Annotated in this window: 20 protein-coding genes; 4 read left to right on the top strand and 16 right to left on the bottom strand. The window is 44.6% G+C overall.

Translation table 11 applies throughout. The annotated features are described in order from the left end of the window. Positions 1-363: 363 nt before the first annotated feature. The gene (locus tag NST58_RS09445; protein ID WP_036684429.1) at positions 364-2259 is read right to left on the bottom strand and encodes a PrkA family serine protein kinase; all 1896 of its coding nucleotides are present in this window, start codon (positions 2257-2259) and stop codon (positions 364-366) included. A gap of 194 nt (positions 2260-2453) precedes the next feature. On the opposite strand from NST58_RS09445, the gene NST58_RS09440 reads away from it, so the two are divergent. After that, positions 2454-3428 carry a DUF2161 family putative PD-(D/E)XK-type phosphodiesterase gene (locus tag NST58_RS09440; RefSeq protein WP_339247467.1) on the top strand — a complete coding sequence of 325 codons (975 nt, stop codon included), beginning with the start codon at positions 2454-2456 and terminating at the stop codon, positions 3426-3428. A 948-nt stretch (positions 3429-4376) separates the two neighbouring features. Here NST58_RS09440 and NST58_RS09435 read toward each other — a convergent pair. Together NST58_RS09435 and NST58_RS09430 are read right to left on the bottom strand one after the other, a co-directional pair. Further along, positions 4377-5594, bottom strand: a complete 1218-nt coding sequence (locus NST58_RS09435; RefSeq protein ID WP_076103987.1) for a PLP-dependent aminotransferase family protein — start codon at positions 5592-5594, stop codon at positions 4377-4379. 144 nt (positions 5595-5738) lie between these two features. Next, entirely contained in the window at positions 5739-6395 is a 657-nt protein-coding gene (locus tag NST58_RS09430) for a response regulator transcription factor (RefSeq protein ID WP_036684433.1), read from the bottom strand. A gap of 284 nt (positions 6396-6679) precedes the next feature. Here NST58_RS09430 and NST58_RS09425 point away from each other — a divergent pair, with 284 nt between their 5' ends. Both NST58_RS09425 and NST58_RS09420 read left to right on the top strand, forming a co-directional pair. Beyond that, positions 6680-7087, top strand: a complete 408-nt coding sequence (locus tag NST58_RS09425) for a hypothetical protein (RefSeq protein WP_036684435.1) — start codon at positions 6680-6682, stop codon at positions 7085-7087. Beyond that, entirely contained in the window at positions 7084-8148 is a 1065-nt protein-coding gene (locus NST58_RS09420; protein ID WP_143766386.1) for a phosphodiester glycosidase family protein, read from the top strand. The genes NST58_RS09425 and NST58_RS09420 overlap by 4 nt, the downstream gene beginning before the upstream one ends. Positions 8149-8495: 347 nt before the next feature. On the opposite strand, the gene NST58_RS09415 is transcribed toward NST58_RS09420, so the two are convergent. The 8 genes from NST58_RS09415 to NST58_RS09380 form a co-directional block, all read right to left on the bottom strand. Further along, positions 8496-8750 carry an AbrB/MazE/SpoVT family DNA-binding domain-containing protein gene (locus NST58_RS09415; RefSeq protein WP_036684437.1) on the bottom strand — a complete coding sequence of 85 codons (255 nt, stop codon included), beginning with the start codon at positions 8748-8750 and terminating at the stop codon, positions 8496-8498. A 126-nt stretch (positions 8751-8876) separates the two neighbouring features. Next, complete coding sequence (gene trmL, locus NST58_RS09410) at positions 8877-9341, bottom strand: tRNA (uridine(34)/cytosine(34)/5-carboxymethylaminomethyluridine(34)-2'-O)-methyltransferase TrmL (RefSeq protein WP_076218323.1); 465 nt, start codon at positions 9339-9341, stop codon at positions 8877-8879. 124 nt (positions 9342-9465) lie between these two features. Continuing rightward, a complete protein-coding gene (gene serC / locus NST58_RS09405; RefSeq protein WP_076141387.1) occupies positions 9466-10554 on the bottom strand; it encodes a 3-phosphoserine/phosphohydroxythreonine transaminase in 1089 nt (362 codons plus the stop codon). 106 nt (positions 10555-10660) lie between these two features. Beyond that, positions 10661-11548, bottom strand: coding sequence for a hypothetical protein (locus tag NST58_RS09400; RefSeq protein ID WP_339247464.1), 888 nt, complete (start codon positions 11546-11548; stop codon positions 10661-10663). A 111-nt stretch (positions 11549-11659) separates the two neighbouring features. Then, positions 11660-14398 carry a cellobiose phosphorylase gene (locus NST58_RS09395; RefSeq protein WP_339247461.1) on the bottom strand — a complete coding sequence of 913 codons (2739 nt, stop codon included), beginning with the start codon at positions 14396-14398 and terminating at the stop codon, positions 11660-11662. Positions 14399-14427: 29 nt separating this feature from the next. Continuing rightward, positions 14428-15264 (bottom strand): carbohydrate ABC transporter permease, encoded by an 837-nt coding sequence (locus NST58_RS09390; protein WP_036684447.1) that lies wholly within the window; start codon positions 15262-15264, stop codon positions 14428-14430. After that, entirely contained in the window at positions 15264-16157 is an 894-nt protein-coding gene (locus NST58_RS09385) for a sugar ABC transporter permease (RefSeq protein ID WP_076126435.1), read from the bottom strand. The genes NST58_RS09390 and NST58_RS09385 overlap by 1 nt, the downstream gene beginning before the upstream one ends. Positions 16158-16284: 127 nt before the next feature. Next, positions 16285-17655 carry an extracellular solute-binding protein gene (locus NST58_RS09380; protein WP_076126433.1) on the bottom strand — a complete coding sequence of 457 codons (1371 nt, stop codon included), beginning with the start codon at positions 17653-17655 and terminating at the stop codon, positions 16285-16287. Positions 17656-18031: 376 nt separating this feature from the next. On the opposite strand from NST58_RS09380, the gene NST58_RS09375 reads away from it, so the two are divergent. Next, positions 18032-19066 (top strand): LacI family DNA-binding transcriptional regulator, encoded by a 1035-nt coding sequence (locus NST58_RS09375; RefSeq protein WP_076101584.1) that lies wholly within the window; start codon positions 18032-18034, stop codon positions 19064-19066. A gap of 135 nt (positions 19067-19201) precedes the next feature. Here the strand turns inward: NST58_RS09375 and glnA are convergent, their stop codons facing one another. The 5 genes from glnA to NST58_RS09350 all read right to left on the bottom strand — a co-directional run bounded on the left by glnA (position 19202) and on the right by NST58_RS09350 (position 25394). After that, the gene (gene glnA, locus NST58_RS09370; protein WP_036684454.1) at positions 19202-20626 is read right to left on the bottom strand and encodes a type I glutamate--ammonia ligase; all 1425 of its coding nucleotides are present in this window, start codon (positions 20624-20626) and stop codon (positions 19202-19204) included. A gap of 283 nt (positions 20627-20909) precedes the next feature. Next, positions 20910-21956 (bottom strand): 3-deoxy-7-phosphoheptulonate synthase, encoded by a 1047-nt coding sequence (aroF, locus tag NST58_RS09365; protein ID WP_339247457.1) that lies wholly within the window; start codon positions 21954-21956, stop codon positions 20910-20912. Between the two features lie 264 nt (positions 21957-22220). Next, a complete protein-coding gene (locus NST58_RS09360) occupies positions 22221-23177 on the bottom strand; it encodes a 4-hydroxy-3-methylbut-2-enyl diphosphate reductase (protein WP_076126427.1) in 957 nt (318 codons plus the stop codon). A gap of 59 nt (positions 23178-23236) precedes the next feature. Further along, positions 23237-24703: a HAMP domain-containing sensor histidine kinase gene (locus NST58_RS09355; RefSeq protein ID WP_076126425.1), complete on the bottom strand. Its 1467-nt coding sequence runs from the start codon at positions 24701-24703 to the stop codon at positions 23237-23239. A 1-nt stretch (position 24704) separates the two neighbouring features. Then, entirely contained in the window at positions 24705-25394 is a 690-nt protein-coding gene (locus NST58_RS09350; protein ID WP_076126423.1) for a response regulator transcription factor, read from the bottom strand. Positions 25395-25456: the final 62 nt, after the last annotated feature.

Raw genomic sequence — 25456 nt, 5'->3', positions numbered from 1 at the left:
TTGCTCCCAACGACTGACTAAAGGACCCAGATGACGTTAATTGCAAAAAAATCGCCTTTTGAGCGGAGTTTCGGACTCCAGTGCAGCTATTAGTCAAAAACGGCTCATATTTAGGGTTTTTCCTGCTAATAGCGACCATGGGGTCCGATAGCCTGCGAAATATGCTCAAAATCTACGTTTAGGGTCACCTGTGTCCTTTAGCAACTTCTTACGCACAACAGCCAAATTAGTCAGACGGGTTGCGGCGTTTAGATTAACATTAGGAGGGTAAAAGGAGGAAGATACAACATGGAAGGGCAAAAAAAGAGTGCTCCACAGCCATTTTCATGGCTTTTGGAACACCCCGCATAAATGAATTCTTTTTTAACGGTTAAGCAGACTTCCCACGTATTTCAACAGCTCGTTGGCGCAAATTGGGCAGTAGTGATGTCCATCAATAAGTCTGGCGCATACCTCGTTAATTCGTTTGAGCTGACTTTCATCAGGTGTTTTGGACGAGGTGGTGATTTTGACAATATCTTTGAGATCTGTGAACAGCTTTTTCTCAATCGCTTCCCGCAGGCGGTCGTGGTTGTTGTACTCGAATTTCTTCCCTTTGCGTGAATACGCGGAAATCCGGATCAGGATCTCTTCACGGAACGCTTTTTTTGCATTCTCAGAGATTCCAATTTGCTCTTCAATCGAACGCATTAACCGCTCATCCGGCTCCATTTCCTCATCCGTCAGCGGATCACGAATTTTCGACCAATTGCAGAAAGCTTCGATATTATCTAGATAATTCTCAAAAAGTGTCTTCGCAGATTCCTCAAAGGAGTAGACAAATGCCTTTTGTACTTCGCTTTTCGCTAAAATATCATATTCCTTGCGGGCAATGGAGATGAAGTTCAAATAACGCTCCCGCTCCTCTTTTGTAATCGATGGATGCTGATCCAGGCCATCCTTTATCGCCCGCAGGACATCCAGTGCGTTCATGCACTGCAGATCTCCTTTGATCAGAGCGCTGGAAATGCGGTTGATAACATAACGCGGATCAATTCCGGACATGCCCTCATCTAAATACTCCGTTTGCATCTCTTTAAGATCGGCCTCTTTATAGCCTTCGACCTCTTCGCCATCGTACATCCGCAGCTTTTTGATCAGATCCATACCTTGTTTTTTGCTTTCTTTAAGACGGGTTAGGATAGAAAAAATAGCGGCGGCACGCAGCGCATGTGGTGCAATATGCACATGACTCATATCACTCTGGGCGATCAGCTTCGCGTAGATTTTTTCCTCTTCCGAAACTCTGAGGTTATACGGAACAGGCATAACAATCATACGGGATTGGAGCGCTTCATTCTTTTTATTAGAAATAAACGACTTATACTCGGTTTCATTTGTATGAGCAATTATCATTTCGTCCGCACTTATCAACGCGAAGCGGCCAGCCTTGAAATTGCCTTCTTGCGTCAGTGACAGCAGGTTCCATAAAAACTTTTCGTCGCATTTGAGCATTTCCTGAAATTCCATCAGCCCACGGTTAGCTTTGTTCAACTCACCATCAAAACGGTAGGCACGCGGATCAGATTCCGAACCAAATTCAGTAATGGTCGAAAAATCAATACTTCCTGTCAAATCGGCGATATCCTGAGACTTCGGATCAGATGGACTAAAAGTACCAATCCCTACCCGCTCTTCTTCTGACAAAATAACACGCGTCACCTTAACCTGCTCAATGTCACCAGCATAATCATTTCTTAGACGCATCTGGCAGGATGGGCACAAGTTGCCCTCAATACGTACACCAAGTTCCTTCTCAATCTCCGGACGGAGCTCCAGCGGGATCAAATGCAGCGGGTCCTCATGCATCGGGCAGCCTTCTATTGCGTATACCGCACCCGCATCTGTCCGCGAGTACTGTTCCAAACCACGTTTAAGCAGCGTGACCAGGGTCGATTTCCCCCCACTGACAGGTCCCATCAATAACAAAATCCGTTTGCGAACATCAAGCCGACGTGCTGCAGAGTGAAAATATTCCTCGACCAACTTTTCGACTGCACGATCAAGTCCAAAAATCTCCTGTTCAAAAAACTTATACCGTTTGCGTCCGTTTATGTCCTCTACGCCGTGCGACTTAATCATGTCATAAACGCGGGAGTGAGCGGTTTTTGCGGGAGAGGGGTCTTTTCTCAACAGTTCTATATACTGCTTGAAGGTGCCGCTCCACGCCAACCGGTCGTTCTCAGCCCGATACGAAGCTATACGCTCAAAAATGTCCATTGCTCGCTGCCTCCTCTTGCGCTCCTACTTGCTCTTCTACTTGCTCTCCTATAGCGTTAAAAAGTGTATTACATACCTATGCGGCAAGCGCGGAATAGTTGACCTCTTTTTTACTGTGCTATAATAGAGAATCAGAAAATGGCTGTAAAACCTTATTGGGAAACCCGAAAATAAAGGCCTACGGGAGTGACAAGATGGCGGTACGACATGAAACGGAGCTGTATGCTCCTTTGAAGATTTTTTTTGAAAAGCAGGGTTACAGCATCAAAGGTGAGGTTCGGACCTGCGATTTGGTGGGGATTCGGGAGGACATTGAGCATCCTCTGATTGTGGAGATGAAAAAATCATTCAATCTCGCCTTGCTGCTGCAAGGGGTAGAACGGTTGAAGCTCAGTCCTACCGTCTATCTCGCAGTGGAACGTGTCCGTGATAAAAAAGGAGCGGTGAACCAGCGCTGGGGCGAGCTTAGCGGATTATGCCGCCGGCTCGGTCTTGGGCTGATCACTGTTATCTTTTATAAGACCAAAGCACCGCTGGTCGAGGTGCTCGTAGAGCCAGACGAGAAGCCGCCTGCGCAGCGCAGCAACAAGCGGCGGCGCGAACGCCTGCTCTATGAGTTCCGCGAGCGCAGCGGAGACTACAACACCGGCGGCAGCACGCGCGTCAAGCTCGTGACGGCCTACCGCGAGAAAGCGCTGCGTGTCGCGCTTTCTCTGCAAGCAGCGGAGGCGGACGCCGCCGCCGCTGCAGAGAAGGCAGCTGCGAAGGCTTCGCTTGCAGCAGCCAAACGTTCAGCGGCGGGCACCGCTGAACAGGTTCCGGCGCTGAGCTCAGCGCCGGAGAGCCGTGCTGCCGGGGACGCGGCAGCACGGGAGGCAGCGGCGGCAGGCACGCGAAGCGGTGCCCCTAGCGCTGCCTCAAGCACGCTTCCAGCGGCCGTATTGGCCGCAGGAAGCGCTCCCCGCTCGGCCGGCATCACTCCGGCCGAGCTGCGGAAGCGTAGCGGCGTACCCACTGCCGCCGCTATGCTTCAGAACAACTACTACGGCTGGTTTCACCGGGTAAGCCGAGGGCGTTACACCCTAACCCCAGCCGGTCATGCGGCGCTGGTGGAATATGCCGCGATAACAAGCGGCGTACCCAATAACAGCAATCATCCCATTAATTAGCTAACCTAGCCTGGACAGTCCTTCTATCGATTATTTCTTTTTAGTCGGGTCTTACTCTTTTAGCTCGGTTCTAATCATTTACTCAAACTTTAAACTTATTATTCTGATGCACACATAACATGTGTAAATAACGCCAAAAAGCATCCCAACTACGGGATGCTTTTTCGTATGTCTAATCTTATTTAAATCCTATCTCTGTGCATTCCATGTTCTTAACTTACACTTAGCATATTAGTATCTGGAGCGTACCACGCTCTATCTCATACATACCACATTCGTATTACACGTGCGTAACTCGCTCTTCCCACGTTCGCAAATCATTCTCATCACATTAGTAACTCATTCTCATCACATTAGTAACTCATTCGTACCACGTTTGCATCTCACTCTTACCACGTTCATATCTCATGCGTACCTCATCCGGCTCTACTTAACTGTACTTAACTAACTTATTTACAATCTTCGAACACGAGCGCTATTTACTAATTACCATTTTCTCTACTTTTACTTTAACAAGCTACTCTTGCTGAATCATTCACATTAGAACCCTATACTACATTCAACATCCACTAATACTGAATCATTCAAAGCAAAATAAGCTTTAAAAACACCATTCCGAAAAAGGCACACTAAGTTATTAGGGAAATCCTCCCCAATATTCTTCGATTCACACGCTAAAAACTGCATTTTAGGGAATTCCTCCCTGATTTTCGCCAGATTTACCCCTAAAACGGGGAATTCCTTGATTTTTTAGGGAGAAATTCCCTAAACAGTCCATTTTAGAGTTCAAATCGACCAGTTTTAGGGAGGATTTCCCTAATTAATCTCACATCACGAACTTCGTCTTGCCCGACTTGTAATTCTGTCCTTGTTTTAGCTCTAAAAGTGTCTTGTGTTTTCATCATGTCATTCATTTCAATTTTTCATTCACAACTTTCATTCCACTACCTAACTCCGTGCTGTGAACTCCTTAACCGCTTCGCTCATCAGATTCATGCCAAGCAGCAGCTCATCCCGGCCGGGATGGCTAAAGTTAAGGCGAAGGTGATTGCTGACTCCATCTACACTACATAACGGACCTGGCAAAAAAGCCACTCCCTTACCTAGCGCACATTTGAGCAACGCCATAACATCCATTCCCTCTGGTGGTGCGACCCACAGGAACATGCCTCCTGATGGAAGGTCATAGGAGCTGCCCTTCCAAGCAGGCCGCTTGAGCAGTTCAACCATAAGCTTCAGACGGGTGTTATACTCTCGATTCAGCTGCGCGATATGCTCACGCAGATCAAACGCAGACACATCCAATAAATGATGCAGCAGCCGCTGATTTAATGCGCTCGACTGCCAATCGGCCATCTGCTTAGCCGCAGACATCATTCTGATCAAGACTCGGCTGCCTGCCGCCCAGCCCGTCCGCAGCGCGGGCGCAACGGTCTTGCTGAACGAACCGATATAAAGCACGTGTCCGCCATCGCTGATATTTTCCAGTGCATACAAAGACGGATATCTTTTAGCCTTTTGTTCACCCTGCTTCTGGAAGTGCAAATCCCCATAAGAATCATCTTCCACAATCAAGATGTTATATGCGATACATAAATCCAATACTGCGCGGCGTCTCTCCAGACTCCATAAAATGCCGCTTGGATTAGTAAAGCTAGGGGTTGCGAACAGCATTTTCGGCTTATGCAGCTCAATCTGGCTCCGCAAATGCTCCGGATCAAGCCCGTCCAAATCACCCTGTACAGGAATAATAACGGCCCCCTGCATCCGAAGAGTCTGCAAAAATCCTGGAGAGGTCGGATTTTCTACTAATACACGATCTCCTGGATCAATATACACCCGCGACAACAAATCAATGGCTTGCTGGCTACCCGTTGTTAGCAGAACTCCACCCTCAACAACATTTACCCCTTTTTCTTTAAGCCAATCCCCTGCGAGCCACTCCCGAAGCGGTCCGTACCCTGCAGGATCACCATATTGCAGTGCTCCCGCATCTGCTGAAATCACCGTAGATGCTGCTTCAGCAAGCAGTGACAATGGGAATAGTTCTTCCGCTGGTAATTCTTCAGCTAGCGATATCATGGAGCTTCTCCGTGTTTGGGTGCGGATACTAAGAAGCGATGACGACAACAATGTGTGTGCGCGAGCAGAAAATTCGTAAATCATGCGAAATCCCCCTTCCCTGTTACCAAGTAGAAACGGTTTCGTCATCCTCATCCAAGGATGGGATGGTTACCCATTCAACATGATATTCTTACTTCTACTCCAAGAATATTCCACCCCATACGTCATTATGTCGTAAAGCGTGGGTTAGGCGTAGATTTGCCTGTTTTGTCTTGAGAAGAGCGCGAATTTCTCAATCGCTTGTGCCCGGGTCGAAACATCTAGCTTTACATAGATTTTGCGCAAATAATTATCAATGGACCGACGGCTTACCGCAATTTCAAGCGCAATTTTATCGTAGGTAATCCCTTGAACGATTCGCTCCATGATAAACATCTCTGTCTCCGTCAGTTGCAGAACATCATCTAATCCTTTAAATGTCGAAATCGGCCAAGCTCCTTTTTCAATCCATTCCAACGGCATTGAAAGAAAACCCTCCCGTAAACCCAGGATCAGCTGTAAAAGCTGACGGGGAGAAGCTCCCTTCGAGAATATCCCGCTGGCTCCTAGTTCTACGAGGGGCTGAAGCAGTTCTCGCCCGTCTTCGTCTGTCATCACGACAAAATGTGAGTTTGGTGAGCTTTTTTTCATATTTAACAGCACACTCTCAATATTCCCCTCAGGCATATGATAATCTACTAGCACTAGCTCGGGATTTTTTTCCCTTACGATGGTAGCGCCTTCGTCCCAAGTGGAATACATTCCCAGAACCTTAAGCCCCTCTTCCTCTTCCAAAATCAATTTTGTCCCCAGCATACTTGTAGGATGACACCCCACAATGACCACCTGCCAAACCTTCATCATTAATGCCCTGACCCCCTGCTCTATATATAATCATCTAGAAAGGAAAGCGCCGCAGCGTTTCCGGTTAAAACGCAAGCAAGGCTGTATGATGACTTGTCTGTATAATCTCTAGCTGGTTACCTTGTGTACGTCTATCAGAATTCCAATCTATAGAAATTGTATCGCAGTAGTTTAATAGGATGCAATTACTTTTTCTAGTTTTCATACTCTCTTACATTTTTGCGAATCTTGTCAAAGTCTGATAGAATGGGGACTTGAAAAAAAGACCAACCCGAGGTGATAAAATGCAACCGCTAGCGGAAACGTCCCCGGTACGCTCGCGCTCTACTACTGCGAGAAACGGCCCTTCCGTAAAATGGTTTTTACTGTTCTGGATTATGATGATCGGACTCGGCGTATATGCTGTATACAGCTACACGAACCATCTGAAGCAACAGGTGCTTACCGAACTTAGTACTCAGAGCCAGCAGCAGCTTACCGTTTTGAAGACCGACTATGAAGCAAAAATTGCCGTTCTCTCTGAAGAAGTGAAGGAATTGCAGAATACAGTGCAAAGCTTTAACGAACTATTAACCTTCACTAAAGATAATGCTAGTGCCAAGACAGATAACAGCAACAAGCTATATACGCAATTGAGTGAGGTAAGCAAACAGTTAGAAGCATTGAAGAAAGAAATGGATCTGATCAAATGATGACGCCAGTCAAAAGAGTAAACCGCTTCTTCATGCTTCTAACTGCACCGTTCATAGGCTTGTTTATTTGTATGTCGTGGTATCGACCACCGCTACAGCTAGACCTTGATGTAGGACAATTCACACCAAGCGCTGGGCCAGTGAATGAAACAGCTTCCTTAAAAAAAGAGCTGACGCTGGCAGAGGCCTCCGCAGCTTACACCATTGATGCTGTCAGCGCTAGTGCCAAGCTATATAAAGAGACTACCACTACGATGAATAAGCTGGTCGAAACAGCACAGACTCAAGCGAACCGGCCTGAACTGATCTATAACCGCAGGATTTCAGCCAAGCTTGGTATACCTTCAGAGATCGTTACTAGCGACCGTATAAGAGTTGAGTTATATCGATTGAATCCAGGAAACTACAAAGCTTATGCGTTGAAAATCAAATTGAAGGACCCGACCGCTATGAAGATGAGCTTGGCGGAGACAGCCTCCGGTGCGGAAACTACTATGCATGCCGTACAGCGTAATGGTGCCATTGCTGGTATTAATGCGGGCGGCTTTGCAGATCAATCCGGAAAACGTTATCCCTTAAGCACAACTGTAGTGGATGGAAAGTATTTATACGGTTTTGAGCCCACGTACAAGGACCTAAGTTTTGTTGGGCTGAACAAATCCGGGCAATTAATCGGAGGGAAATTCTACAGTCGCGCACAATTAGATCAGCTAGATCCGGTATTCGGCGCCACCTTTGTGCCTGTCCTCCTTAAAAACAACATCAAAACACCCATACCCGAAAAGTGGAAAACATCCCCTAATCGGGCACCACGTACCGTGATCGGCAAATATAAAGATGATCAGATCCTGCTTTTTGTAGCGGATGGATATAATGAGTATGGCAGCTCTGGTGCACAGCTGGAGGAGATTCAGAACAAATTATCGAATATGGGTCTCGTAGATGCTTATAATTTAGATGGTGGTGGCTCTTCCTCATTGATCTTTAACGGAAGAGTTATCAATAAACCATCCGATGGAAATCTAAGAGCTGTGCCAACGAATTTTCTGTTTTTTAAATAATATAGTAAATTGTCTATGTAACATATCACATTTGCGTTTATTTTTATTAAATTGCAGGTTATAATCTTGATAACGAATACATTCGCTATTGGAGGTGCCAGTATGTCGTTCTCATTAACCTTTTGGATCGTAATGTTCGTATTTGTGTTATTTACGGTCGGCATCCTTACCTCATCTTACAACGACGACAAAACAAAAGGCCTATAAAGCCGATATGTCCCTGCAGCCACTTGGTGCGGGGGCATTTTTTGTATACATAAAAAAACTGCCCCCCAAGTAGAAGAGTTCTACGAAGAGGACAGTTTTTTTATAAGCTCTTGGCTGTCAAAATTCAAAATATGTACTTCTTAGGCATGTCTTGGCAATTGAGTCATTTCCGAAAGGCATGCAGAACAAATATAACGATCTTTATATTCGCTTACACCATCCATCGATCCACAGAAAACACATTTTGGACGGTAACGCTCCAAGATGATATGGTCACCCTGTACCAAAATTTCAACCGGGTCGCCTTCATTCATCTGATACCTTTTACGCAGGGACTTAGGCAGAACAATTCTACCCAACTGATCCACTTTGCGAACTACACCAGCAGGTTTCATAACTAACGTACACCTCTCCTGTTCAAGAAAAATTATTTAGTAGCTACTACTTATTTCGGCTCTTTCAATATATTTCGTTACCTAATTGTCGAATCCTGCTGAAAAAAATAAAAAATTTGTCTTTTTTTAAATAAGATTAGGGAAATCCAATTGTCGAAGCGCCTCGTACACAATAATTGCTGCCGAATTGGATAAATTCAGAGATCTCACAGCATCACTCATTGGCATGCGCATTTTTGTTTCTTTACCTGCTTCTAGAATCTCTGCAGAAAGCCCCTTCGTTTCCTTGCCAAAAACAAAAAAATCGCCATCTTGGAACTTAAAGTCGCTGTATCTTTTCTCTGCTTTCGTCGTTGCGTAAAAGAAACGCCCCTCGCTATATTTCTCCAAAACCTCAGCAAAGGAGTCGTGATATTCAATAGTAACAGCATGCCAATAGTCTAATCCTGCTCTTTTTAATGTAGCATCGTCTGTACGGAATCCGAGTGGACGAACCAAGTGAAGATGAGTGCCGGTAGCGGCGCAAGTACGCGCAATGTTGCCAGTATTGGCCGGAATTTCCGGCTCGACTAATACGATATGGAGTGCCATTATATGGTTCCTTCCTCTCTAAAGGCTTAATAGCCAGATGTTTTACTCTAGTGCCTAACCATAGCTTCTCCAAACAAACTGAAAACCTTCCACCAAGAAGGCGGAAGGTTATAGATAGAATTCATTAACCTTGAGTTTGCCGGAAATGGTTCATGAAATCGGATAGTGCTTTTACACTTTCGTAAGGAACTGCATTGTAGATGGAAGCACGCAAGCCCCCAACACTGCGGTGACCCTTTAAGCCGACAAAACCTTCCAGTTCAGCAGCTTTGACAAACTGCTTTTCGAGTTCTTCTGATTGCATCCGGAAAGTAACGTTCATAATAGAGCGGCTGCCTTGTTCTGCAACACCACGGTAGAAACCGTCACTTCCATCGATGTGATCATATAACAGACCCGATTTTTCAAGGTTCTTGGAATGGATGCCAGCTAAGCCGCCTTGCTCCTCAATCCATTTTAATACTTCGTTCACCATATATACAGAGAAAGATGGAGGTGTATTGTAAAGAGAGTTATTCTTATAATGAGTGCTGTAACGCATGATAGTAGGAATGTTAGAAGGTGATTCTGCAAGCAATTCTTCTTTCGCGATAACTACAGTCACGCCTGAAGGTCCAAGGTTCTTTTGTGCTCCGGCATAGATCATTCCGAATTGGTTCACATCGATTGGACGGCAAAGTATATCACTAGACATATCCGCGATTAACGGAATCGAGCCTGCATCCGGAAATTCTGCATATTGCGTTCCTTCAATGGTCTCGTTGGAAGTAACATGAAGGTAAGCAGCATTCTCCGCAGCTTTGATCGAACTTAATTCAGGTATAGCCAAGAATTTCTTATCTTCGGAAGAAGCAGCAACATGAGCGCCTCCTACCAATTTGGCTTCTTTATAAGCTTTATCTGCCCAGCTACCTGTCATTACATAGCTACCTACTTGGCCTTCGGAAATCAAGTTCATAGGGATCATTGCAAACTGCGTGCTTGCTCCGCCTTGTAAGAACAATACCTTATAGCCCTTCGGATTGCCGAGGAGTGAAAGCAGACGTTCCTGCGCTTCATTATGCACGGATTCGTAAATTGCACCACGGTGCGACATCTCCATGATAGACATTCCACTTTCCCGGAAATCAACAAACTCCGCTTGTGCGCGTTCCAGTACCGTAAGCGGCAATGCTGCCGGTCCGGCATTAAAATTGTATGCTCTCTTATTCAAAACTGCTCCCCACCCTTTCTCTCCTATCAATATGGATATGGTTATGATAGCAATATTCTCCCGCACCAGCAAGTATAATTATTCACATAAAAGGTTAAGACGGTACTCATTTCGCAGTGAAAAACCGGTAAGATCGGCGCCAGCTCTTGCTTTGACGCGGTAAAAGACTAATGTTCACAAATACTTCAGGAGAGACTACATGACCTTCTCCCCACAGGGCCATACGTTCTACTGGAAAGTCCCCACTCTCTCGCACGCCTGTTCCACTAGGCTTATGAACCAACTCCCAGGTGAACTCATTTTCCTGACCTTCCCAACCGCTCAACTTGCAATAAAAGGGTTTATCCGGTTCCTTTGACCAAGTAAGGGTATTCCCGGATACCTCTAGCAATTCTTTCGTATAGGAGGATTCTGGTTCTACTACCTTGAGTTCCCTCGGAAGACGCAGTTCGAAATCCTGCCCAATATTCAACCCGTCGATTCCGATGAAGTTGTGAATATATTCCTCCGTATGGAAAGGCTTTTGCCCTTTGTTATGCAGTTCATATGCAATTATTAATTGATCCCTCTGTAAAGAAATCGTTTTGGTTAGCTGCACAGCATATCCGTTGCTTTCCATCGGGTGGATCGTATAGGTGACCGCATCATTCCCTGCTTCGATATCCTTACTAAAAGAGGTTAAGGGGAACTCCTCATTGAAACTGTATAATGGGGAATTTCCTTTTTGTAACAATCCGACTCCGATTTTTGGAAACCAGCCTCCGATTGGTGCTTCATCATATCCAATTGCCCGGGAAATGCCAAACTCATTACAAAGCCCCTTGCCCCCAGTTCCTTCGCCTGGCTTCAAGCTTTCCGGCACACAAAACGTATGTTTCCCCTCTTCTAATGTCACCTGTGTAATAAATCCTGTCCAGTCAAAACGTGTGCCCTTATACTCTCCGATATCAGCGATATCGACAGTTAATATGCCATTTGACAGTCTGTAACCCATACCTAACGCGCCCTTTCGTTCATTGTTACAATGAATAAATATTCATTATTGAAAAAAACGTCTGCAGCCGCTATGAATAACGGTGCAGACGTCTTAAAATATCGTATAAAGCTACGCCAATGTCACTTCAATCAAGTGGCATTTCTCTGTCTGCAGAGAGAGCAACTCTTCACGCGGAATAATCGCACTTCCTGAGCCGCGCTGCAGCGTCACCTCGCTGCCATTCAGGGTAACAGCGTGTATTTGGTACTCCCCGTAGTTTAAGCTTCCTGTGGCTTTATAGACCACTTCAAACTCGCGATCCGCGAAGATTGTCTTAATAGAGGCTTTTCCCTCAGAATTAAACTGCGCTTTAACAAGCTTCGGTTCCAACAAAAGATCGCCTAGCTTACCTTTTACACCAAATACTTCAGTAACCATAGTTAACAGCAGCCAGCTTGCTGATCCTGTTAAATACGTATACATCCCTCTGCCTTGCTCGTTAATATACTCAGGAATTCCTGGGTATATGCGGGCTTTTGCAAAGTCAGTACTTAAGCTATACAGAGATTCTAATACTTTATGTCCTTCTTTCACATATCCGCGTTTATACAACGCATTGCCATACATGATGGTCATGTGACTGAACATAGCACCGTTCTCTTTATGTCCAAAGGCAAAGCCAAAGGCGCGACCCAGATTCTGCTGGATGCCTCCGAAACGGGAATTAAGTCTGTACCCAATTTTGTCATCCAGTAGATTACGATCCACGGCGGCAATGATATGCGGAATTTGCTCTGGCGCAGCTGCATGACCCATCAGCGGGAATACTTGACCTGTAAGCGTCATTCGAACGCCTTCTGAGAATTCCCCTTCCACTTGTTCTCCATCATTATTATAATAACCGTTAAACCAGCCTCCACCTTGTTCACTTTCCACCCACTCATTGCGGCGCAAGTGATTAAAGATCCACTCTGCTTTTTGTTCCAGATCGTCCGCTACTGTCTCTATGTCGAGTGCTGCACGAATACCGCTAACTTTGTTCGGAGCGGCAGCATAATATTGATTAAGTCTTTCATGCTTGCCTGATACAGATTCATAATCCACTTGCTCACCAAGCGAATCTAGCAATAGTTTCATTTCTTCTGCCAATTCAACTGTCTCTTGCCCTTTAGAAGTCTTTAGCGTACGCAGCACACGAGAAATATCCAATAAGTTACTTGCGTAGAATGCTGTGAAAGCTACACTCTCACCCCGGTCTGCGCCCATATCAAGACCATCATTCCAGTCTGCACCCTCCAGCAGGATATTATTGTGCTCTCCAACATTAAAGAACGGAACCAGATTTTGCAGCAGGATATGTTCCAGAATCGTACCTTTATAAACCTCACCAGAAGTTGTTCTGAGATCACTTCCTAGCGAGGTATCCCATGAAGTATCACGTTCCTTACAGCGACTCATAAAGGTATCGCGGAAATACGTCTGTTCCTGCAATAAGAAATCAAGATCACCACTCTGATCCAGATATAACATAGTAGTTAAGAACGGCCAAGCCCCATGATCCATCCACACCCGCGGGATGTTGTTACGGTCGGCAATAAATTCACCAGGCTGTTGACCGATAATAGTGGCATTACTACCATCTATTCTTACCCCAGCGTAGTTGTTCAGCAGTAAGCTCCGTACTTCAGCCGGTTCCATAATAAGGAGTGCTAGACAATCCTGCCAAAGATCCCGCCAGCCACGTCCGCCTCTTCCATAATCATGATAAGGCAAGAAGGAGTTACCATAAAGTCTTCTCAGCACGGGTTGAATCGTAACCCATTTCATCCATTGGTCAGCATCTGAATCACCGGTATGAAATTCTACCATATTCACTTTATCTGCCCAGAAGGCTTTAGTTTCCTCAAGCAAATGATCAAAAGCTTCAGATGTACCATATTTGTTCATCAAAGCATCCACGTCAATTCTCTCATTATGGATCGCCATAACTACTATATAAGAATGGCTGTCACCAGGAGACAGAGTAAGCGTCTCGTAACGAAGACCCCCGATAGCCTCATATCCCTCTCTTTGTACGCCTCCGCCCTTGCCAATCTGCGGCGTGTTGTTCAGGATAACAGCTTCTGGCCAATCCAGGCTTCCACCTTCTCCAATGAACTCCTCCTGCACCGGAAAGAACCCCGCAGGTTGACTGCCGTCACCCTCTGCACCAAATACTCCATAAGAAGTGTGATTGATGCGGTGTCCCCGCTCATCAAAGGAGAGGGCAGGCTGAACCTCAACACCATAGGGTGAAGTATAAATCCGGTTAAGCAAAGAGGTTACATGTCTATGATCGCGCAGATCATCCGCCGAACGCGCGTAAATCGGAACTACCGCTGTCGGTGTCAGCGTAGTAGCCTCTGCTGCTGTATTGGTCAACTTAACCTTCATTAATTCGATTTTATCATTACCACTTGGCACAAAGCTGGTGATTTCTGCTTTAACACCCATCTCTGCGTTACAACGCGTTACGCGTTGCCACAAGAAACCAGCCTCTAGTACCGCTTCATCAGTAGACGATGTATAAAAATCGGCATTTTGCTTAGCGGAGTTCCCCACTGCCGACCAAGCTCCCTTGCCGTCTACGTATACCCAGAAGTTGCGGGAAGCCCGCGAATTATGCAAATCTTCAACCGATAATGGCGGTGTTAAAAATGTATTATGACCTGTGGTAACCTGACCATGAAGTTTTGGAGTTACTGTCGACATCATTCCCCCTTCATTCACTAGAGGGAAATATAGAAAACTGCTGCGATCCGGTTGCTGAAGCCTGAATTCCCCATCATTTCCGGTGAATTCGAAGCCATGAATTTTATTACGATCCATTCTCTCCATCCTCTCATTTACACAACTACTTAAGCTTTAACCGCACCTGCCAATGCACCGTCAACGATATACTTTTGAATGAAGGTGTATAGGATGATAAGCGGTGCAGATACGATCATGATCCCGCACGCCAACATAGGCCAGTTGTTTCCGTATTGACCGCGGAATTCTTTAAGCCCGAAGGTGATTGGATAGTTTTCTGGACTCGGTAAATACATGACCGGCCCCACGAAGTCATTCCAGATACTAATTGCTGTTAGAATAACACCTGTAGCAATTACTGGTTTCATAAGTGGCATGATGATCTGGAACAAATAACGCATATATCCAGCGCCATCCATACCTGCTGCTTCATCCATCTCCCGGCTAATTCCTTTGATGTAACCTACAAACATCATGAACACGATACCCGTTCCGCCTGTTTTAAGGAGAATGTAACCCAGCTTCGTGTCATACCCTACAAATCCTAGCTCCTGTTTCATGGTAAGCATCAGCTTGAACTGTGCGACCATTGGATTCGGCAGGAACTGAGACATCAAGAAGAACAAATAAATAAATCCGCTCCACTTCACATAATTTCTCGCCACCGGGAAGGCCCCGAATAACGAAACAATTAGGGTCAGCACTGTTGCTACGGCTGTATACAGCAGACTGTTTAAGAAATAATTAGAGAAATTCCCCTGTAGCCAAGCTTCTTTATAATTATCCCATTGAATACTTTTTACGAGACCGATAGGATCTAACAGATATTCCGTAAAGGACTTGAATGAAATATTGATTACAAATAACAACGGCATGATATACAAAACAAGCAACACTGCAATCAGAATATAAGAGAGAGTTTTGGCGGTTTTGGAATCCTTCATTAATATTCCACCTCTCTCTTACGCATTTGTTTCACTGCAAATACTACAAACACCAGAATCATAAGGAACTGAACCACGGAAAGCGCGGAAGGAAGTCCCATCTGTAGAGAACCACGGAACGTCTCTTTATAAACGTCATATGCCATCGTTCTTGTGTTAAAGCGACCGTCCGTAGTTGCGAGAATAATATCAAAGGTGGACATCGCACCGATAATAGACAAAATAATGTTAATCGTAAAGGATGGAGCGATAAGTGGGAATGTGATATTTTTAAAAGATTGCCACTTCGTAGTTCCGTCTATATATCCAGCCTCATACAAATCTTTCGGTACGGATTGTAGTCCCGCAAGGAAAATCAACATCGAATATCCCATATACATCCAAATTTGCGTAAATATAATATAACCGAACGCATGAGTGAAGCTTCCAAAGAACATATCTTTATAACCGAACAAAGAATCATACAGTTGGTTAACCGGACCACTCAGCGGATCGAACATCATGCCCCATACCAGTGCAACTACCGCCACACCAAGCACAACCGGTAAAAAGAATACCGCGCGATAGAAATAATCGCCTTTCAGCTTCTGATTGATAACTACGGCCATAAGCAGACCGACACCGTTCTGTACAATGGTTACAATGACCATGAAATAAATAGTACGTATAATGGAATCCCAACGCTCGCCTGAATTTCCCGAGTAAAATACATCATAATAATTGTCAAGGCCTACGAAACTCATCTTGCTTCCAGGAACGTTAGTGATATCTGTAAATGAATAGATGACCGTCATCATAGATGGGCCAAAATAGAAAATTACATACAATGATAATGGAATCATTAGCAGCAGAAGCGGTATATATCGTTTAAAACCTTTCCCGAACGGATACATTTCTCTCACCTACCCAATCCTAATTCAATAAAATGATCGGGGCCTGCACAAAACAGACCCCGAAGCTGTAAAACATGTTTGGTGTACAGTATGTTGTAGATTCTTTTTTATTTATCGGGATAGCTACTTATTTAGGTGCTGCTGCTTCCCATTCTTTTTGTTGTACATCTGCAAGCTCTTTAGCGGTTTTAAACTCGCCGCCTGGTGCCAAATACTCAGTGTGAACGCCTTCAGCTGCAATGTGTTCACCAACGTTGTCACGGTTAATCATCATAATTTCATAAGCAAGCTCGAAATCTCCAGTCATGTATGGAGCAAGTTCTTTGTCAATAAAATCACTTTCAGTGGCAATATTGTCTTGTGTAGGCAAGAATCCTGCTGCTTTAACATATTCTGTGTAATTTTCTGGTTCAGAGAAGAATTCCAGCCATTTCAAAGCACCTTCTTTGTTCGGGCCTTTTTCTGCTGCATACCAAGTTACATCGTATTTACCGACAAGAGAATTATTCTTAGCAGCATCTTCTGTAGCTGGGATTGGGAAGTAACCAAATTTCACATCTGGATTTGCTGCCGCGATCGTAGGAGCATCCCAAGTTCCGTCAGCAATCATAGCTGCTTTTCCTGTTGCGAAAAACGAAGGTGCTGTTGCATAGTCGATACCCAAGAAACCGTCGATGATGTAGTTATCTTGAAGCGTCTTCATTTTCTCCAATACTTCTACAGCCTCAGCATCGTTAAATGCCGAAGTTCCCTTCCAAACGCCCTCAATCCATTGTTGTTGGTTGCCGCCACCCAGAATCTTAGCTTGCAAACCGAACACTGGCAGTTTCAATGGCCATACGTCTTTACCAGCCACTACGATTGGAACAATACTCTTAGCTTTCAATGTATCTAGAACACTAATGAACTCTGTCCAAGTTGTAGGTACAGTCAGACCGTTTTGTTCAAAAATTTCTTTATTATAGAAGAATCCTGACATTGCTACTTTACCGGTTGGGATTGCATACACTTTATCTTTATAAGTGCCGGCTTTAGCAATATCATTCGCATTGTAGTTTTTAACGAAAGCTTCGTTGCTCAGATCAGCAATCAGTCCGGAATCAATCCATTGTTGCCAGTCTGGCACTTTCGCACCTGGTGTCCAATCTTTCGGGGACAATCTCATACCGGATAGATCGGCAAGAACATCTACGTCACCAGCTGTAATTCTTGCTCTTTGTGCTTGTTTGAATTCATCATCCGGACCCGTGGTTGTGTACTCCACTTTGTATTCCGGATATTTTTCTTCAAACTTTTTATTAATTTCTGTAATGACCTTGTTAATATTCTCTTGTTTCCAGTGTAAGATCTTAATCACTTTCTTATCACCAGATGCAGGCTTGTTTGTTCCGCTGCCCGGAGTAGCCTCACCATTCGCGTTGTTATTGCTGTTTCCACATGCTGCTAATGAGAGCACTAGCGCTGAGCTCAACAATACCGCAGAAAGCTTCTTTACCATTTTGTTACCCCCCAGATAATTTGTTATGACCCTTTTAACGAAACCACATGTTAATTTCTGAAAATCACGAAACAGTAAGGACGATATCACAGAAAGCGGTTTCGGTTTTTTTATTATTACATCGTTATTTGTCTTTGTAAAGTCTTTTTTCTTTGTTCGTTTTTGAACGTTATTTGAACCGATTATTCAAAAAAACCTTTAAAACCAAGCATAATCCTAGTTTAAGAGTAAACATTCCATTGACTATAATCTTATTGAACTATAAAATAAGTAACGAAACTATTTCGTAAATCATAAATTCAAGTCATAAAAAATAGCCTTGAGTAGATTTTAAACATATATTACGGAACATTTTTCACTATAAGGGGGACTTAATTTGGCCTACAGCATCAAAGATATAGCGAAAATTGCTGGAGTTTCTGTTTCGACAGTATCCAAAATCATTAATAACTACAGTGATATTTCGGAAGATACCAAGACAAGGGTTCAACAAATTATAAAAGAAACTGGATATACCCCCTCCAATTCAGCTAAAACATTGGCTACGAAATCATCCAATCTAATCGGAGTGATTTTTGCCGGAATGCTGAATGTCGACTTTACCCACCCTTTTTTCATTGAGGTGCTAAATTCATTCAAAAAACAAATGGGACTACTAGGTTACGACCTTATCTTTTTTTCCAATGAAAAATTCCAAAGTGGCGATACTAACGATTATCTTGCCCGTTGCCAGCATTTTAATGTAGATGGGTGTGTGCTTCTATCCGGACAGGAGCTAGAAACCTCTATCAGCGAATTAGACAACAGTGCAATTCCGTGTATCGGCGTAGATTTAAAGCTGACCGGTGACAACTCTGGTTTTATCATGTCGGATAATTTCAAAATGTCCTCCAAAGTGGTGGAACACTTTTACTTACTGGGCTATCGAGAGCTTGGCTACATCGGCAGTTCCTCAGATTCAGACATCTCCAATATGCGCGAAAGTGGTTATCGCAAAGCTCTTGAAGATTTAGGACTGCCTATTAACGAGAATTGGTTCTTAAACGGAAGTAACTTCTTTGAGGCCAGCGGGTATGAGACGATGCGTAGAATGATTGAGAATGGAAATTTACCTAGAGCGATCTTCGCGGCGTCGGATCAGCTTGCTATAGGGGCGATGCGTGCCCTTAAAGAGGCTTCTATCGCCGTTCCTGAAACTGTCGCAATTATTGGCTGTGATGATATCGAGGCCTGCAATTATACAACCCCCCTACTGACTACCATCCGCCAAAATAAAGATAAGATCGGTCGCCTAGCAGCTCTAATGCTATATGATCTAATAAACAACCAATCAGGCACGAGTTCTTTCAGCGTGGAGCCAGAGCTTATCATTAGAGAGTCCTGCGGCGCTCCTGAACGGGGGCTAGTATAGTCTTTCTTAGCATATAGTCATAGGGCACAGTAAAACCCATTACTTTTCCTGATTCATAAAAAAGAAGCTGCCCCAAGTAGAATTCACTACTTTTGAGACAGCTTCTTTTATTATAAAGATTATAATAGAGGAATCTTATAGATCGAAGTACAGGGCATATTCATGTGGATGAACACGAATTGCAACCTCTTGTGCTTCAGAACGTTTCAGAGCAATATAGTTATCGATGAAGTCCTTAGTAAATACGTCGCCTTCTGTTAGGAACTCGTAATCAGCTTCCAAAGAATCAAGCGCTTCGCTCAGGCTGCCTGGAACACTGCGGATTTTTTCTTTATCTGCATCAGACAATTCATAGATGTTCTTATCCAGAGGACCATAACCCAATTCTTGCGGGTTAATCTTGTTCTTGATTCCGTCCAGACCTGCCATCAGCATTGCGGAGAATGCCAAGTAAGGGTTAGCTGTGGAATCCGGTGTGCGGAATTCGATACGACAGCCTTTTGGTGTCACAGCTGCTACCGGGATACGAACTGCTGCAGAACGATTTCCTTTGGAGTAAACCAAGTTAACCGGTGCTTCGTAGCCAGGAACCAGACGTTTAAAGGAGTTGGTGCTTGGGTTAGTCAAAGCGATCAATGCTGGTGCATGATACAAAATACCACCGATATAATGAAGAGCCATTTCGCTCAGGTTAGCATAAGCGCCTTTTTCGTAGAACAAAGGAGTGTCTCCGTCAAAGATGGATTGATGCACGTGCATTCCGCTACCGTTATCACCGAACAGCGGTTTTGGCATGAAGGTTGCTACCTTGCCATACTGACGTGCAGTGTTTTGTACAATATATTTATAAGTCATGAGATTATCAGCAGTTTTCTTCAAGGTATCAAAACGGAAGTTAATTTCCGCTTGACCTGCAGTGGCTACTTCATGGTGATGACGTTCAATGCGTAGTCCAACTTCAGCAAGCAGACGGCACATTTCACTGCGGATATCCTGTTGGGAGTCAACTGGTGCTACAGGAACATATCCACCTTTAACGCCAACTTTAAATGCCAAGTTGCCGCCCTCTTCTTTACGACCCGTATTCCAAGCCGCTTCTTCAGAATCTACGAAGAATGAGGATCTGTTCATGCCACTTTCGTAACGAACATCGTCAAAGATAAAGAATTCTGATTCAGGCGCGAAGAATGCAGATGTACCTACTCCGCTTTTTTGCAGGAATTCTTCTGCTTTCACAGCAATACCGCGAGGATCGCGCTCATAACGTTCGCCATCAGGAGTGAAAATGTCGCACATCACGTTCAGCGTTGGATGAGCTGTAAACGGATCTATGAATACACTATTCGGATCAGGCATCATAACCATGTCTGATTCTTCAATACCACGGAAACCTTTGATGGAAGAACCGTCGAATGCTACCCCATTTACAAAAGTTTCATCTTCCACTTCAGAAGCTGGCAGAGAGATGTGGTGGGCACGACCACCTAAATCTACGAATCGAAAATCTACCCACTCGATATTGTTCTCTTTAATTGTTTGCAACACTTTTTCAACCGACATGAATTTTTCCTCCCCCAAGTTCCGAACATTAGGCCGCTCACAGTATGCAAATGTTCTTGTTTTAATTTTTTTTGCTGTCGTAATTATAAATCTCATACCTAACATCGTCAATGCTTATGTCAGGTATTTCTTTCAGCAATGTAAGATATTCTAACGCTTTCGTGAAATCTGTTATTTTCGCATATTTTCATGTCACATTTATTTTATCCAACTCCAAAAAAACCCTCTTTTCCCACTAGGTCGCGGGTTAAGAGGGCTTCCGAGGAAGCTATTAGATTAAATTTTATAGGACCGAAACCGCTTCTGGCGAAGTTGAAAACTTACGTCCAACAATTGGAGCCAGCTTTTCCAGATCCTTAAGCAGGTTATCAAACTGATCAGGGAATAACGATTGAACACCATCACCTGTCATGGAATTGTCCGGATCTGTGTGCATTTCAATAATTAGACCATTTGCGCCAGCAGCAACAGAAGCTTTGGCCATAGGCTCAACTAACTCACGACGACCGGTTCCGTGACTTGGATCAGAGATTACTGGAAGATGGCTTAAGCTTTGTAGCACAGGAATAGCCGATAGATCCAGCGTATTACGAGTGTAGGTCTCAAATGTGCGAATCCCGCGCTCACAGAGCATCACATCCTTATTACCGCCTGCCAAAATGTACTCCGCTGCATTGAGCAATTCATCGTAGGTCGCACTGAAGCCACGTTTTAGAAGAACAGGTCTGCCACAGGTCCCCAGCTTGCGCAGCAAATCAAAGTTTTGCATATTCCGTGTACCCACCTGCAGAATATCCGCATGCTCCGCACAGATATCAACATACTCTGGTGTCATAACCTCTGTAATGGTCAACAGCCCATGACGCTTTCCTGCTTCAGCCATCATAGTCAAACCTTCCACACCTACGCCTTGGAAGCTGTACGGTCCTGTACGGGGCTTAAACGCGCCTCCACGAAGTACCTGAGCACCAGACGCTTTAACAAGCCGGGCGATCTCATCAATCTGCTCTGGAGACTCAACGGCGCAAGGTCCGCCCATGATCACCAGGTTTTCTCCACCAATCTTCACACCCTTGATATCAATAATCGTATCCTCAGGATGGAAATCCCGGCTGGCCAGCTTGTAGGATTTGGAGATCTTCACGACGTTCTCTACACCCTTCATTTGCCGCAAATGCTCGGCGAGCTTAGGAGTGACGACTCCCACTAAACCTATCACCGTGTGATCTGCTCCTCTGGAGAGATGCACCTGCAAACCTTCTTTTTCGATTACGGCAATTATATCTTTAACCTGCTCTTCCGGTGTTTGATTTGATGTAATGACGATCATATTTATAACTCCCTCTCTACACTTAAAATTTATAATAATTCCGCTAAATACTATCGCGCTACGACGCGTGTTCGCTTTTAAGCTTTTATGCTTTTAATCACTAAAGCAATTTTACCTCAAAAAACGATTATAGTCAATCTATATTCTAGATTCCTATGCCGGAAGCGTTCTTTCGATAAAAAAGAGCACTTAACCTCGACTGACGAAGTTAAGCCCTCTTGTTGCAGCGTTCATAATATATAAGTTCGAGCCTAGCCCATTACATTAAGTAGTACTTGCACTCTTATTCTTAACCGGTGGCAGCAGCTTCGCCATATTCACTGTACGTTTGATCTCCCACGTCTCCGGATTAGCCGAATCATACTGATCTAAGTAGTTAATCACTTCTTTGGTGATAGGTGTAGGTGTGGACGCGCCAGAAGTGACCCCGACGATATTTACACCCTCTAGCCATTCTGTTTGGAGTTCAGACACATCAGAAATACGATGGGCAGGAACCCCAGCGATTTCTTCCGACACCTGTGCCAGACGATTGGAGTTGTTGCTTCGCGGATCACCGACAACAATCACCAGATCACATTGCCCCGCTTGTTCCGCCACAGCCTCTTGACGTACTTGGGTAGCCATACATATCTCATTATGCACTTCAGCACCTGGGAAGGTCTCTAGAAGCTTTTTCATGATGTGTTTAATATCCCACTGGCTCATAGTAGTCTGATTCGTAATGACAATACGTGAAGAAGAGATGGATAACGTAGCAATCTCATCTTCTTTTTCAATCAGATGCACATGCTCAGGGGCAATACCCACAGCACCCTCCGGTTCCGGATGGCCTTTTTTGCCGATATAAATGACCTCATAACCATCATCTACTTTTTCCTGAATAAGATCATGGGTCTTCGTGACATCAGGACAGGTGGCGTCGACCGTAGTCAGACCCTTGTCCCTAGCCATCTTGCGCACCTCAGGAGAAACCCCGTGTGCAGTGAATATGACGGTCCCACTATCCACTTTATCCAGAATATCCAGACGATTATGTCCGTCCAAAGTAATAATGCCATCATCTTCGAACGAATTCGTGACATGACTGTTATGAACAATCATACCCAGTATATAAATCGGCCGGGGAAGATCGAGATTTTGCGCAGCCTGCCGTGCCATAACCATTGCATCGACAACTCCGTAACAATATCCCCGGGGAGAGATTTTAATGACTTCCATGAGTTCACCAGCTTTCTGCTTTCATTGACCTCTGTAATAGGACACTTCTAAATTATACCCTATTCCAGCGGCGGAGCAAAGAGAAGCGGCAACCAGATGACAAAAGTGGTCCCCTCACCTTGGCGTGTAACAACCTCCACAGACCCACCATGCTCGTCAATAATCCACTTAGCAATGGATAAGCCAAGCCCAATCCCTTCCGTAATTCCACGCGATTCATCTGCACGATAGAAACGGTCAAAGATATATGGAACCTCATCTTTATCCATACCAATCCCTGTATCTGTGATCCGAATGCCAATCTGATTCTGATAGAAGAGGGTATCCAAACTCACGATGCCTGAAGGCGTGTACTTAAAGGCATTATCAATAAAAATAAAGAGCATTTGCTGTAGATAATCTTTATTCCCAACTATATATTTGCCATTTAAGACTGACATATCACCTGTAACCCACTCGGCTTGACGGGGCAGGAAAGAGGCGCGGCGCGCAATCTCATTCATCATCGGTTCCAGTGCCACGGGCTCTATATCAAAAGTACGTCCAGTATCCGCACGCGCGAGCGAGAGCATATCCGCTACCAAGCGGCTCATACGCTTAGACTCGTCTGCGATATCCTGCACCGATTCAAGCGATAGCTGGCGAATCTCAGCTTCACTCATCTTCCCTTCTCCGGGTTCCATCTCCCAAACCTTTTGCAGCAGATCAATATTTCCGCGGATCGTAGTGAGCGGTGTCCGAAGCTCGTGTGAAGCATCTGAAACGAAACGGCGCTGAGCCGCATACGAATCCTCCAGCTCTGTGTAGAACCCTTCCATACGCCCAAGCATACTGTTAACGGTCTCAATAAGTCTTCCTATCTCGTCTGGCGGCCCATCGTATTCAATCCGCGAGCTTAAATCATTCCCCGTCTGAATCCCATTCGCAGCTTCAATTACTTTGCCGATTGGACTCATGGATTTGCGCGCAAGGAACAAGCCGAAGGTAAATGCCGCGATCAGAGTAGCAAAAGAACCTACGAGTAGTATATTTTTTAAACGCTCCAAGAGCTTGTCTTCCGAATTTGACGGTGTTGCCACCTGCAGAAGGGCCACAGGACTCTTATTCAAGTCATATATCGGTATCTGATAAACCATCAAATGATATCCGCCAAGCGTAGTCTGTTTGAACCCGTGAGCTTTATCAATATCCTCCAGTTTCGGAACATCGAATTGGATATCTAGATAATGCAAGTTCTCTGACTTTTGCAGGTTCTCATTATTATAGATATAGGTTTGCACCAGAATATTAGCTTCCTCCAGTTTGTTGCCGAAGAAGGGGTTTATGCTCACACTTTGCAATGAACCGTCATACGCCCAGTTAGGATTGAGATTGGTTACAAGCTGCTCACCCTGTTTTTGTATACGATCCTTCAAGTCCCCATAAGTATTAAAATAAACAAAACCGTAAATTGCGGCTGATAAGGCCAGCAGCATAACGGCCAAAATCCCTGAATACCAAGCAGTCAGCCGCAATCTTATAGACATGTTAGTTGTCACCTCTTAGAATGTAACCGGCACCCCGGATCGTTTGAATGAGGCGTTTACCGCCATGCTCCTCCGTCTTTTGACGTAGCATAGCTATGTATACCTCAAGCACATTAGATTCACCGCTATAATCATAACCCCATATTTTATCCATGATCAGATCCCGTGAAAGCACACGTTTCGGATTTTGCATAAAAAGATGAAGCAGCTCAAATTCCTTCGCTGTTAGCTCCAGTCTTTTACCGGCGCGGGTAACCTCACGTGAATCCACATCCAGCGTAATATCTTCATAAGAAACCGCTTGCTCTCCACCTTCGTTTTGCTCACTCTTACGCCGAAGCAGCGCACGTACACGTGCAAGCAGTTCTTCCAGCGCGAAAGGTTTAACCAGATAATCGTCCGCACCCAGATCAAGCCCTTTTACACGGTGCTCAATTTCATCCTTCGCGGTAAGCATGAGAACAGGAACATTACTGCCCCCTTCCCGCAAGCGGCGACATACTTCAAAACCATCCACCTGAGGCATCATTACATCCAAAATTACCACATCCGGATCACTGCTCAAGATTGCCCGTAATCCATCCGCTCCATTCACCGCTGTTTTCACATCGTAACCTTCAAAAGCTAAACCTCTACGCAGCATAGAAATAATCTTTTCGTCATCATCAATAATTAGAATATTCGGTCGCATCAAGCAGCCCCCATTGTTCAGTTCTTTTTATATATTGTAGCAGTTTACATCACAATTAGACA

The organism is Paenibacillus sp. FSL R10-2796, from assembly GCF_037965315.1.
GTDB lineage: Bacteria > Bacillota > Bacilli > Paenibacillales > Paenibacillaceae > Paenibacillus_AQ > Paenibacillus_AQ odorifer.
The sequence above is the reverse complement of the archived record's forward strand: the minus strand, read 5'-3'. Positions and strand labels throughout refer to the sequence as shown.